Source organism: Bradyrhizobium sp. CCBAU 53421 (genome assembly GCF_015291625.1).
In the GTDB taxonomy this organism is placed as follows: domain Bacteria; phylum Pseudomonadota; class Alphaproteobacteria; order Rhizobiales; family Xanthobacteraceae; genus Bradyrhizobium.
The window spans coordinates 4868314-4880743 of the sequence record NZ_CP030047.1 but is presented as its reverse complement, the minus strand read 5'-3'; the positions used below and the strand labels follow the sequence as shown (position 1 = coordinate 4880743).

At 66.2% G+C, this 12430-nt stretch carries 11 protein-coding genes and 1 pseudogene; 6 read left to right on the top strand and 6 right to left on the bottom strand.

Features of this window, described 5'->3' with window-relative positions; genetic code table 11:
- Window positions 1–2: 2 nt before the first annotated feature.
- Window positions 3–1184 carry an NADH:flavin oxidoreductase/NADH oxidase gene (locus XH92_RS23335; protein ID WP_246787582.1) on the bottom strand — a complete coding sequence of 394 codons (1182 nt, stop codon included), beginning with the start codon at window positions 1182–1184 and terminating at the stop codon, window positions 3–5.
- 168 nt (window positions 1185–1352) lie between these two features.
- On the opposite strand from XH92_RS23335, the gene XH92_RS23330 reads away from it, so the two are divergent.
- Together XH92_RS23330 and XH92_RS43945 are read left to right on the top strand one after the other, a co-directional pair.
- On the top strand, window positions 1353–2450 hold the full coding sequence (locus tag XH92_RS23330) for a rhomboid family intramembrane serine protease (protein ID WP_194454198.1): 1098 nt from the start codon (window positions 1353–1355) through the stop codon (window positions 2448–2450).
- A 141-nt stretch (window positions 2451–2591) separates the two neighbouring features.
- Window positions 2592–2999 (top strand): hypothetical protein, encoded by a 408-nt coding sequence (locus tag XH92_RS43945; protein WP_194454197.1) that lies wholly within the window; start codon window positions 2592–2594, stop codon window positions 2997–2999.
- Window positions 3000–3082: 83 nt separating this feature from the next.
- Here XH92_RS43945 and XH92_RS23320 read toward each other — a convergent pair whose 3' ends face one another.
- The 5 genes and pseudogenes from XH92_RS23320 to XH92_RS23300 form a co-directional block, all read right to left on the bottom strand.
- Entirely contained in the window at window positions 3083–3232 is a 150-nt protein-coding gene (locus XH92_RS23320) for a hypothetical protein (RefSeq protein ID WP_194454196.1), read from the bottom strand.
- A 325-nt stretch (window positions 3233–3557) separates the two neighbouring features.
- A pseudogene (locus tag XH92_RS23315) lies at window positions 3558–4123 on the bottom strand (TIGR00730 family Rossman fold protein).
- Between the two features lie 123 nt (window positions 4124–4246).
- Window positions 4247–5260 carry an ABC transporter substrate-binding protein gene (locus tag XH92_RS23310; protein ID WP_194454195.1) on the bottom strand — a complete coding sequence of 338 codons (1014 nt, stop codon included), beginning with the start codon at window positions 5258–5260 and terminating at the stop codon, window positions 4247–4249.
- Between the two features lie 162 nt (window positions 5261–5422).
- Window positions 5423–6334 carry an amino acid ABC transporter substrate-binding protein gene (locus tag XH92_RS23305; RefSeq protein ID WP_194454194.1) on the bottom strand — a complete coding sequence of 304 codons (912 nt, stop codon included), beginning with the start codon at window positions 6332–6334 and terminating at the stop codon, window positions 5423–5425.
- Between the two features lie 149 nt (window positions 6335–6483).
- A complete protein-coding gene (locus tag XH92_RS23300) occupies window positions 6484–7419 on the bottom strand; it encodes a DUF3280 domain-containing protein (protein ID WP_194454193.1) in 936 nt (311 codons plus the stop codon).
- Between the two features lie 227 nt (window positions 7420–7646).
- Here XH92_RS23300 and XH92_RS23295 point away from each other — a divergent pair, with 227 nt between their 5' ends.
- The 4 genes from XH92_RS23295 (at window position 7647) to glp (ending at window position 12379) form a co-directional block, all read left to right on the top strand.
- Window positions 7647–9056, top strand: a complete 1410-nt coding sequence (locus tag XH92_RS23295) for a sensor histidine kinase (RefSeq protein WP_194454192.1) — start codon at window positions 7647–7649, stop codon at window positions 9054–9056.
- Window positions 9053–9715, top strand: a complete 663-nt coding sequence (locus XH92_RS23290; protein WP_194454191.1) for a response regulator transcription factor — start codon at window positions 9053–9055, stop codon at window positions 9713–9715. Before XH92_RS23295 ends, XH92_RS23290 begins: the two co-directional genes overlap by 4 nt.
- Window positions 9716–10515: 800 nt before the next feature.
- Entirely contained in the window at window positions 10516–11148 is a 633-nt protein-coding gene (locus tag XH92_RS23285) for an HAD family phosphatase (protein ID WP_194454190.1), read from the top strand.
- A 19-nt stretch (window positions 11149–11167) separates the two neighbouring features.
- Complete coding sequence (gene glp, locus XH92_RS23280) at window positions 11168–12379, top strand: gephyrin-like molybdotransferase Glp (RefSeq protein WP_194454189.1); 1212 nt, start codon at window positions 11168–11170, stop codon at window positions 12377–12379.
- The last annotated feature ends 51 nt before the right edge of the window (window positions 12380–12430 follow it).

Genomic DNA, 12430 nt, shown 5'->3' with positions numbered 1-12430 from the left:
AGTCAGATCCCGGTCGGCCGCTGGCCATCCTCCTGCAACCCGTTCTGCCAGGTCGACGGCCGGGTCCCGAATCCGCGCTTGGCCCGGGTGCCCAACCAATAGCCAAACTGCGGAGGAACATTGCGAAATGGCCCTTCAACCCCGAGTTTTAGCGCGGCATCCATCGGCCAATTGGGGTTATTGAGGATTTCCCGGCCGACCGCGATCAAATCTGCTTGTTTGTCACGCAGGATTTGCTCGGCCTGGTCACCGTGGATGATCAAGCCGACCGCCATGGTCATGATATCGGCATTGCGGCGGACATATTCCGCCAGCGGCACCTGATAGTTGTATTTGATCTCCTTGCCCAGGATCGGCGCCATCTCGCTGATTCCCCCCGACGAGCAGTCGATCACGTCGACGCCCTTCGCCTTCAGGATCGCCGCTAGCCGCGCGCTCTGTTCCGGACCCCAGCCGGCATTGTCCTCGACTGACAGCCGCACGAACAGCGGCTTGTGATCCGGCCAGTGGGCGCGCACCGCCTCGGTCACCTCGATCAGGAAGCGCATCCGGTTGGCTTCCGAGCCGCCATATTCGTCGCTGCGCTGGTTCGAGCGCGCGGAGAGGAATTCGTGCACGAGATAGCCATGGGCGCCGTGCAGCTCCAGCACATCGAATCCGGCGTCGTGCGCGCGCCGCGCCGCCTGCCCCCAGGCTGCGACGAGGTCCTTCACCTCATGGGCCTCCAGCGCGCGCGGCACCGGCCAGCGCTCGCTATGGGCGATCGCGCTCGGCGCCACCGGCGTCCAGGCATCCCAATCCTCGATCTCGGCGCTGCGTTCGAGCGGCCGGTCGCCCTCCCACGGGCGGCTCGCGCGCGCCTTGCGGCCGGAATGGCCGAGCTGGATGCCGGCTGTCGCGTTCTGCTGCTTGATGAAGCTGACGAGCCGGCCGAGCGGCGCGACGAACTTGTCGTCCCAGATGCCGAGATCGCCGACCGTTCCGCAACCGCGCCGCTCGACCTTGGTCGATTCGACGATCACGAGACCGGCGCCGCCGGCGGCGAACTTGCCGGCATTCATCAGATGCCAGTCGGTCGGAAAGCCCTTCTCGGCCGAATATTGATGCATCGGCGGCACCACGATGCGGTTCCTCAACGTGACGCCGCGGATGGTCAGCGGCGAAAACAGCAGCATGTCGGACATCGCATCCCCACATAACGTCACGACCCGGCACGCCGGGCCGATCTTCGATTTGGCAGCGACGATATACGCACCACGCGATGGCCGATAGAGGCACGGCGAAGCACGCGGAAGTAGCAATTTTCAGACTGCTTCGCTACGCTGTGGAACCCACCTCGTTTGGCTGTCATCATGGCCGCTTACCGCACAAGCCCCGGCTTCTTCGAAACCCCGCACGCAGCGGTCTACGCGCTGATGACGGTGACCGTTCTGGCCTCGGGGTTCTGCTTCATCCAGGCCGGCGGCGCATCGGCGCCGGCCGAGCTGCTGTTCCGCGATGGCGCCATGTACACGGCCGCACTGGCACGGCACGAATACTGGCGGCTGTTCGCCTACGGCTTCCTGCACGTCAACTTCATTCATCTCGCCACCAACATGCTGTGTCTCGTGCTGTGGGGCGGGCATCTCGAGCGGCGGGTCGGGCCGACCTACTTCGTTATCATCTATCTTTGCGCGATGGTGTTCGGCGCCATCGTCGGCAATGCGACCCACACGACGCCCTACCTGACGGTCGGCGCTTCCGGCGCCACCTCGGGCATTCTCGGCGCTTTGCTCTGCCTGTGGATCCTCGGCAAGCTCGATGTCCGCTTCGACTTCTTCGCCATCAACATCGGGCTGAACATCGCGCTCGCGATCAGCAATTCGCGGATCGACTGGGGCGTGCATCTCGGCGGCTTCGCAGCGGGCCTGATCGGCTGCGCGCTGCTCGACCTCATCGAGAAGTTCAACGCCTACGTGCTTCGCTGCCGGTTTCCGGAGGCCGTGAAGCTCAATCTCGCGCTGCTCACTGGCGTGGCCGCGCTCGGCTTGTGGGGCCTTCGGGTGCAGCCTCCGGCGGCAGGCATGCCGGGATGGATCCTGGCCACGGGATTTGTCGTCGCATGTTGCGCCGTGATCAAGCTGGTCGATCTCGCGCTGTCGATCAGGAAGGGCCTCGCCGTCGTCATCATCGCACTCGCCAGCGTCAACGCGGCCTGCGTGACACTCGGCGGCTGGACGCTGGCAACGACCTCGGTCTGTGTCGCACGCCGACCAGGCGGGCCTGGCCCGCTCGAGAACCTGCTCAATGCGTTCTGCGACAATCCCCTGCTGGTGACCACACTGGTCGCGGTCGGCGCCGTCGCGGTGACGCTGCTGCTTTGCTCGAAGGAAATCTACCGTGGGATCGAGGACGTCGGCTTCGTCGGCAGCTCGCTGCGTGCCGAGCGCAACCGCCGTCACGGGCTGTGAGCCGCAAGCAGCCGGGTATCGCAGACGAAGGTACCCCTCGCCAGCCACATCAGTTCCGTCGCAACGTTTTTTCGATGCGGCTAGGAAATGCTGGTCGCCGCGCGTGTTGTGTGTCCTGAGACTATCTTGAGGAGGACACTCATGAGGACCCGTACACTCGCACTGCTCATCGCCGGTGTCATGGCCGTCGGGCCAGTGCTGGTTCAACACGCGGCCGCCCAGAACCTGCAAAATGAGGCCGATAAGGGCGCCAAGACACGGAACTCCGGCGAATCCGGCTATGTCGGAGATCAGGACCGCCCCGGCGCCGCCGCGACGCCTCCGGGACGCCCCGATGCAAGCACCGGTTCCACGGATGCCGCGACGTCTCCGAGCGCCCAGAATTCCGGGACCGGAATCAGCGGAGCTCCGGGCAACAAGAGCGGGCCGCCCGCCAAAGGAGAAAGCACGGTGGGCTCAAGCTCGCAGAACCAGCACGTCCGGCAACAGGACCCTTCCAACATCAAGGGATTGCCTGGCAACAAGAGCGGCGAACCCGCGAAGCGCTAATGCCTTGCGTGCTGAATGGGAGAGACGTCGACCGACCAGCCTGATCGGCCTCTCTTGAATTGCGCTGCCGAGCCGTTCCGATCCTACTCAGCAGGCTTGCGGTTCGCCGACAGGTCGGTCGGGCAGCTTGTCCCGCACGCGATCGCTTTCTTCTGGTCGGCGACACGCCACACCAGCAGCGCGGCCAGGACGATGATGGTGACGGTGAGCTTGGCCAGCGTGTCGTGATTCAATTTCAGCTCCGAACGGCAATCAGCATAAGGCAAGACAATCAGCTACAAATAAAAGTGGGCCGGCCCCCTTTGGGGGCTCGTGCCCGGGCCGAGACTCGCATTCGATCCGGTCACCAGCATCATGGTACGGCCCTGTAGCAGCCTGCAAGCTTTCCGGTCTGCATAGCAGCACGGCACAGCCGGCCACGTTGGAACTTTCTCATCTGTGTGCCGTTCGGTGGCTGTGCTCTGATCATTGCCCCAGAGGCACAACACCTCCTGCGGCCCCAGCCGTCACGCTGGGGCCGTAAATCCTTCACATGGCACGCACAATGAGCGATCGCGCTCACAGCCATTTTGGCACGTCGCTGCGGACAAAGTTGCGCAATTGGCCGATCAGCGCGGCAGGATCGGGATCGACGCAGATCGAATGCCGGTGCGCGGGCGGCACGAATTTGCAGGTCACCATGTGGTCGATGAAGGCCAGGAACGGCCGGTAGAAATCCGCGACGTTCAGCAGACCGACCGGCTTGTCGATCTCCGCGAGCTGGTTCATGGTCCAGACTTCCATCATCTCTTGCCGCCCGGCATCGCGATGAAGGCATCCGCAAGTTCGGCCATCCGCTCCTTGCGTTTGCGCAAGGTGGCGACGATCTCGCTGCGGTGAAGATCGGGGTGCGTGTGGCCCTTCAGGCGCAGCGCTTCGGTGATCACGCCATGGGCCGTGCGGCCCGCCTCGATCAGGGCATCGGCGACGACGCCCATCAGCCCCTTGGTCGTGCCGCCATACACCATGGTGATGCCGGCTTCCGCCAACGCGCGGCCGAGCCGCCGCGCACCGTCGGCATAGGCGTCGGAGTCGCCGAAATTCGAGCCGCAAAAAACCGCGACGCTGGCGATCGACCGTGGCATGGACAAGGCTCCCCTGGCGCTCGGCTGACGCGCTTCGCGCGCAGGGGGCTGCGCCTCGCCGTCAGCGAGGACGACCATACAGCACGGGGAGCGGGTTCGCGAAGCGTAACCCGCCGGCCGCCGTCAACTCCGCGCAAGCCTCGCAGCGCCCGCGGCGATCGCGTCGTTGAAGCTCGTATCCCAGAATTTTCCGACCTCGGCGCGCGCGTCGAGCACACCGAGCTTGAGGAAGGTGTCGGCGACCTTCTGGTGGGTCTCCGGCACGTCGGGGCTGACGCCGGCGAGCGAGAAGTCGTCGCTGCGACGCGCGAACTGGTCGAGAATGTCCTGCAGCGGCAGATGGGTTTCGGCCACCTGCGCCGCCGCATAGAGCGGAAAGTTCTTGTTGGCGAACGCATAGGCGCGCTGGATCCGCAGCAGGAAATCGCTGACGGCCGCGTGGCGCAGCGGATCGTCGACCGCCTTCGGATTGGCGTAGATCGGGAAATTACCCGAGAGATAGCCGACGCCGGTCTTGAGCAGCCGCGCGCCCTGCTTCGCGATAGCGAGCTGCCCGTTGTAGCCGTAGATCGCCCAGGCATCGAGCTTGCCGGAGGCGAACGCCGAGTAGCCGTCCGACGGCGTCAGATTGATCGCCTCGATATCGCTGAACGCAAGGCCTGCCTCCTCGAGTTGCTTGGCAAGGAAGTAATGCGCCGTGGTCGCGCGCACATAGCCGACGCGCTTGCCCTTGAGGTCAGCGATCGAATGGATCGGCGCGTCCTTCGCCGCCACCGTGACCTGGATGTTGAGATCCTCATGGGTAACGGCGATGAAGCGCACCTTGGCGTTCTGGCGCGCGGCGAACATCGCCGGAATCTCGCTGCCCGAGCCGACATCGAGCGCGTCGCCGTTCAGCGCCTCGATGTGGAGCACGCCGTTGTTGAGCTCCTTCCATTCGATCCGGTAGGGCGTCTTGTCCTCGCCGGCCGCCTGCAGCAGCGGACGCCAGCCGCCCTTGTAGTACGCCACCCGCAAGGTGACGCCGCCGAGGTCGGGACCTGCGCCCGCCCCGGTTTGCGCGCGCGCATTGCCAGCAACCAGACTTCCGGCGAGAACGCCGAGCGCGGAACGTCGAGAGAGAGGGGGCGTAGTCACCGGCGTTAGGCTCCTGATCAGCAGTCACAAACTGCCGCAAGCTTAGGAGAAAAATCGCCGATGTATATGAGACGCTATTTCGTTTTTCGCCGCGCGCGCGAAAAGCCGTTCCAAGGATTGGCCGTTCGGCACGGAAATCCATATCGGACGACGACAGCCGCGTTACTTCGCAACCTCGTACACATCAGGATCGAAGCTCGAGCTCGGATGGGCGAACGCGTTGCGCAGCGCGGGCGACATCGCCACGTTGTAGTTGATGCCGTTCGGCGGGGTCGGCTGCTCCAGCCACTTCCTGTACATGACCTCGATCTCCGGGCTCTTGTAGAGCTCGGCCGTGGCACGATCGGCGAGCGCCTTGAACGGCGCGTCCTCCCGGCGCAGCATGATTCCGAACGGCTCGGCCTTCGAGAAGGCCTCCTCGCTGATCATGTAGAGCGCAGGTTGCTTGGACCGCGCGATCGCCACGGCAAGCTGGACGTCGTCGAGCGCGTAGGCCTGGGCGCGATCGGTCTCCAGCATCAGGAACGCCTCGGCCTGGTCCTTGGCCGGCAGGACGTTGATGCCGAGCTTGCGTTCGGTGTTGACCTTGATGAGTTGCGTGAGGTTCACCGAGCCGGCAACGGCGGTCACCGATTTGCCCTTGAGGTCGTCGATGGTGTTGATGCCGGATGATTTCTTGGCGGCGAAGCGCGTCGCGCTCAGGAAGTGCGAGTTGGTGAAGGTCACCTGCTTCTGGCGCTCGGCGCTGTTGGTGGTCGCCGAGCAGTGCAGGTCGATCGTGCCGTTGACCATCAGCGGGATGCGGTTCGACGAGGTCACCGGGAGATAGTCGACGGCAATGTCGGGCATGCCGAGCTCCTTCTTCACGGCATCGACGATCCTGAGGCAGATATCGAGCGCGAAGCCGATCGGGCGCTGATTGTCATCGAGATAGCTGAAGGGAACGGAGGCCTCCTGAAAGCCCAGCGTGACCTTCTTCGTCTCCTTGATCTTCTGCAGCGTGCCCGACGGCTCCTCGGCTGCCACGGGGCTTGCGGCGAGCGCGAGAGCGAAAAGGACGGCGGGCAAACGCATCGGCGGCTCCTGTGCGGTGATCGGATGGCGGTGATAGCCCACACACAGGCCCGGCGATAGAAGACGATGGGTCTATCAGCTATCGCGGTTTGCTATGGTCCGCTTGCCGAGCTTGTGACCGCAACCACGCGGCCTCCGCACCCGGATCGCTAATGTTGCGTCCCGCCCTCGAGCAGGCGGTCTCCGACGAGGTGGACCGCGCCGCGGGTCCAGGAATAATCGGCGCCCATCCGCAAGCCGCTGTCGCCGCGTGAGACGACCGCGCCGCTGCGGGCGTCGCGCACCTGGAAGCCGACCGTGTATTCGGTCCGGCTGACCCGCCTGATCACGCCGATCAGCGATTGGTCGGCGCCGAGCTTTTGTGCGATCGCCGCCTCGCAGCCGTCGCAGTCGCGCAGCGCCCGCGCCTTGACGGGCCCGGCGGTTGCGCCACCGGTGTCGACCAGGCGGTAGCGGCCCGACTGCGCAAGCCGGTCGCGGACGCCCCTTGTAACGTCGGCCAGAGTGGCGGCGTCCGAGCCGGCAAGGCCGGACGACGGTGCCGCGGAATTGTCCTCGAGCTCGAATTCGAACACCGCGAGCCCGATCGGCGCCACGGCGGCGGTCTGTGCCGCCGGCAGCGCGGCGGCGAGCACGGCGCGCACCTCGCGCGACACGAACATCCGCGCGTGGTCCCATGCTTCGTCATTGTCGCCGCGGAACGTATAGAGCTTTTCGTACAGCACACGGCTCGCTTCGGCATCGATGACCGCGACCTTGGCCCACTGGATCAGCGTGCTCATCTTCTGCACGCCGCCGACCACCTTGATCCGGGCCTCACCTGCGGGCGCCGTGGGCGCGACCAGGCGATAGCGCGGCTCCGCGGCGACATCGGCACGCAGCGCAGCCATGAACGCATCGAGCCGCTTCTGATGCGCGGCGGTCTGGTCGATCACCTCGCCCGAGGTGTCGACATAGCTGAAATCATCGATGCTGACGCCCAGCGGGGATGCCGCCGCGGCGCCGGTTTCAGCGCGCAGCGGACAAGGTCCGGCCAGAAGGCCGATCAACGCGAGGGCGTGCAAAACGAGGCGGGACTGGCGCATGATCTGGACCTTTGGCTGCTGGCGCGGTCGGTTCGATCGCAGCCTAGGCTGGCCGGCATCCGCGCCGCAGCGGAGCGCCTCCCGGCCGGAGCCGGGAAAATCTCACGACCGTGGTCCGCACTCAAGGCGACGCTTCTCGACGCTTGTGTTCTGCCGTTTAATGGGCGTGACGGCCTTGCCCGCGAACTGGGCGCCGAGGCTCGTCTGCGACCTCTGAGGATACGCCGATGTGGAACTGGTCCGGAAGCGATCTGAAGCTGCGGCTGACGTTGCGCGTCGCGGCGGTGGCGCTGCTCTGCTTTGCAGCCATCTCCGGCTACTTCCTGATCGATGCCGACCGCTCGGTGCGCGCCAGGATCGCTGCCGTTGCCGATGTCGCCGCCAGGACGCTGGAGTTGCAGCAGAGCAAGATCCAATGGCTGAACAATCCGCGCTCCGAATTCCCCGATCTCGACAGCGTTGCCGGCTCGGTCATGGCGCCGGGCCTGTGCCTCGCCTTTCGCAGCAACAGCGGCGAGATCAGCCAGCGCTTCTGCGGCGGCACGCAGACCGATACGGCTGCGCCGCCGCAGGCCTTCGCAGCGCTCTATCGCCGCCTGTTCGATCCCGGCCGCGAGGCCGTGCGCCCGGTGCTGTCGCGCGGTCAGGCGATCGGCGAAGCCGTGGTCTGGGTCGATCCGGCCGTGCTGACCGCGCAAGCCTGGCACGATGCCGGCCGCCTGATGGCGGTGCTCATGATCGCGCTGCCGCTGCTCTGCGCGCTGGTCTATGCGGCGCTGTCGCGCGCGCTGCGTCCGACGCGGCTGATCCGCGACGGGCTCGAGCGGATCGCCGCCGGCGACCTCGCCGCGCGCCTGCCGCCGTTCGACCTCGCGGAATTGTCGGCGATCGGCGACGTCTTCAACCAGCTCGCCGAGCGCCTCGCTGCCGCGCTCTCCGACCGCAATGCGCTGACGCAGAAACTGATCGTGGTGCAGGACGAGGAACGGCGGCATCTTGCGCGCGAGCTGCACGACGAGTTCGGGCAGTCGCTGGCGGCGATCCGCGCGCTCGCCGCATCGGCGCGCCTGACCGCGGCGCAGGATTGCCCGCCGCTGCTCGCCGAATGCGACGGCATCGCGCGGACCGCGACCGACATGATGGAGACGTTGCGCGGCGCCCTGTTCAGGTTGCGCCCGCCCGATGTCGACGAACTTGGACTGGCGGCCAGCCTGGAGGGCCTGATCGCCGGCTGGAACGGCCGTAGCCGCGGACAGCCGCGGTTCGAGATCGCCATGTCGGGATCGTTCGAACGCATCCCCGCCTCTGCCGGCGCTAACCTCTACCGCATCGTGCAGGAGGCGCTCACCAACGCAGCCAAGCACGCCGGCGCCACGCGCGTGTTGCTGCGGCTGCAGATGCGCGAGGCGACTTCGGACGGCGGCGATAGCGAGATCGTGCTCGCGATCGACGATGATGGCGGGCCGAGTGACCCCCAGTTCAAGTCCGGCATGGGCCTGCTCGGCATGCGCGAGCGGGTCGCGGCGCTGGGCGGGCGGCTGAGCTTCGCGGCCGGTCAGCCCAATGGCTCGTCGCTCCGCGTCACCGTTCCCGTCGTCACCGGTCCGGACACCGCCCCCGTGGAACGCGCGGCATGAGCACGACGGCGCGAACCATCATGCTGGTCGACGATCACGCCGTCGTTCGGGAGGGCTACCGGGCGATGCTGCAGAAGCAGCCCGGCCTCTCGGTCGTCGCCGAGGCCTCCGACGGGGTCGAGGCCTACCGCCTCTACAAGGAGACCGGACCCGACCTCGTCATCATGGATCTGTCGATGCCCGGCATCGGCGGCATCGAGGCGATCCGGCGCCTCAGGCAGTGGGACAAGCGGGCAAGGATCCTGGTGTTCACCATGCACCAGAACGCGGCCTTTGCCGTGCAGGCGATCCGCGCCGGCGCCAGCGGCTATGTCACCAAGACCAGCCCGCCGGAGACGCTGGTGCACGCGGTGATGGATGCGCTGGCGGGCAGGATCGCGATCAGTCCGGACATCGACCACGAGCTCGCGCTCAGCCGCCTCGCCGGCGAGACCGCGGCAGCGGATCTGCTGACCGCGCGGGAATTCGAGGTGCTGCGCATGCTGCTCGCGGAGAAGACCACCGACGAGATCGCCGAGGCGCTGCACCTCAGCCCCAAGACGGTCGCGAACCTGCATTCCCTGATCAAGGACAAGCTTGGCGTCGGCACGGATATCGAGCTGGTCCGCCTCGCGCTGCGGCAGGGCATCCTGACGCAGATCGATCTCGGCGAACGGTAGGCCCGCGGCGGGAGCCGGCTCGCATTGCCAGCCGCACTCATCGCAGGCGCTCAAAGAAAGGCCCCAGCGAGGGGGTACACGCTGAGGCCAGAGCAACTTGGTCACGCAATCCTAGACCTTGCCCCGACACTTTCCCTTGCTCGTTGGGAGTACCGGAATCGTACGGAGCCGAAGACTGAACCTCATTGCTCTCTCGCCCGTATCCATCACGTCAGGATTTTGCCATTCCTCCTGGGGCTAGAACCAACTCCGTCCGTCGTATTTCAATGCGGGCGGCGTTGATCGTTTCTGGCCTGCAACGAGACACGACCGCGGCGCAGACACACTGACGAAAGTTCCCGGGCAGGAACCGGAACGGATGCCAACCGACGTGAGTTGGACAGCATGATGTTGAAGGATGGAGCGTCATCGCCGTGACCCGAAAAACCCTGCAAGCACGTTCGGAGCAGGCGCTTGTCGTCATCATCCTCAGCACCGGCGCGCTGATCGCCTACCTCGGCCTGGCGCTTTCCAGGATGTGAGAGGTGCGCCCGGCAGCCGGCAAGTCGCTGCGCACCAAAAGCCCGTAAGGTCCCAACCGGTGCAACGCATTGCGTGTCGTTCCGGCGCAGGCTGGGACCCACAATCACAAATGCCGATTGTTGTGCGACGCTGGGGCCACAGCCCTCTTTGACAATACACTCCTGAGGTCATGGGTCCCTGCTCTCGCCGGGACGACAGCATCTCGCTCCGTCGCATGCCTGCCGCACAAATCGAGGACATTGCCGGCCGCCTGCAATTTTCGTACACGGTTCCACGCAATGACCTCGCAACTCTCTCCCGATTCCGTCGACGTGCTGCTGTTCGATATCGGCCGCGTCGTGCTCGACATCAACTTCGAGAAGGCGATGGCGCACTGGGCGCAGCAAGCCGGCTGCGCGCCGGCCGACCTCGCCACGCGCTTTGTGGTCGACGACAGCTTCAAGCATCACGAGATCGGCCGGATCGACGACGCGGCGTTCTTCGCAAACCTGCGCCGGACGCTCGGCATCGAGATCACCGACGCGCAGTTCCTGGAAGGCTGGAATGCGATCTTCACCGGCGAGATGCCGGGGATTGCGCGCCTGCTCGCGGCGGCCTCGGAGCGGATGCCGCTCGATGCCTTCTCCAACACCAATCCGGCCCACGTCGCGCATTTCTCGGTGCTCCATGCCGAGCTGCTCAGCCATTTCCGCACCGTCTTCCTGTCCTCGACGATCGGCTTTCGCAAACCCGACGCCGAGGCCTACGATCATGTGGTAAAAGCCATCGGCGTGCCGGCGTCGCGGATGCTGTTCTTCGACGACCTGGCCGCCAACATCGAAGGCGCGCGGGCGCGCGGCCTTCATGCCATCCACGTGACATCGACGGATGACGTGGCGAGGGCTCTGACTGCACTTGGTATTGAACATTAGGAATTGAGGAGCTCCGAGCGTGGCCCTGATGCCGGTTGCCGATGCCCTGTCCGCCGTCCTCGCCGGCGCCGAACCGCTGCCGGAGGAGATGGTCGCGCTCGATGCCGCCTACCATCGCACCCTGGCGCGCGACCTCGCCGCGCGCCGCACCCAGCCGCCGCAGCCGATGTCGGCGATGGACGGCTATGCCGTGCGCGCGACCGACGCGGCTGACCTGAAGGCCCGCCTCCGGGTGATCGGCGAAGTCGCGGCCGGACGGCCATTCGAGCGCACGGTCGGCGCCGGCGAAGCGGTGCGGATCTTCACCGGCGGCGTGATCCCTGACGGGGCCGACGCCGTCATCATCCAGGAAGACACCGCCGTCGAGGGCGACCACATCACGATCACCGAGCTAGCTGCCGCCGGACGGCACATCCGCCCGGCCGGTGTCGACTTCCGTGAGGGCGACGTGCTGCTCGCCGCCGGCAGCCGCCTCTCCGACCGCGCGCTGTCGCTTGCGGCCGCCATGAACTATGCGGAGCTCGCGGTGCGCCGCCGCCCGAAGGTCGCGGTGCTGGCGACCGGCGACGAGCTGGTGATGCCGGGCTCGCAGCCCGGCCCCGGCCAGATCGTCTATTCCAACGGCTACGCGCTGCGGGCGCTGGCCCGCGCCGAGGGCGCCGAGACCGTCGATCTCGGGATTGCCGCCGACACGGTGGACGCCACCACCGCAGGCATCCGCCGGGCGCGGGAAACCGGCGCCGACATCCTGATCACGACCGGCGGCGCCTCGGTCGGCGACCACGACCTGGTCAAGCAGTCGCTGGAGGCCGAAGGCGTCGATATGGCGTTCTGGCGGATCGCGATGCGGCCCGGCAAGCCGATGATGCATGGCCGGTTAGGGGCGCTGCGGGTGATCGGCCTGCCCGGCAATCCGGTGTCGTCCTATGTCTGCGCCTTCCTGTTTCTGGTGCCGTTGATTCGGGCGCTGAGCGGCCGAAAAATGATTCATCATCGCCGCGCGAGCGCCCTGCTCGGCCGCGACCTCGCTGCCAACGACCAGCGCGAGGACTATCTGCGCGCGCGTCTCGAGACGCGCGAGGACGGCACGCTGATCGCAACGCCTGTGATGCAGCAGGACTCGTCGCTGCTCGGGAATCTCGCTGCGGCACGGGCACTTCTCGTGCGTCCGCCGTTTGCGCCGGCCGCTGTTCAAGGCAGCGAATGCGAGATCCTGACGCTGCCCGAATGAGACTTTCGCGGCTCGCCGATTGCGCGTTGCAGAACGCGTTCACCTGAAATT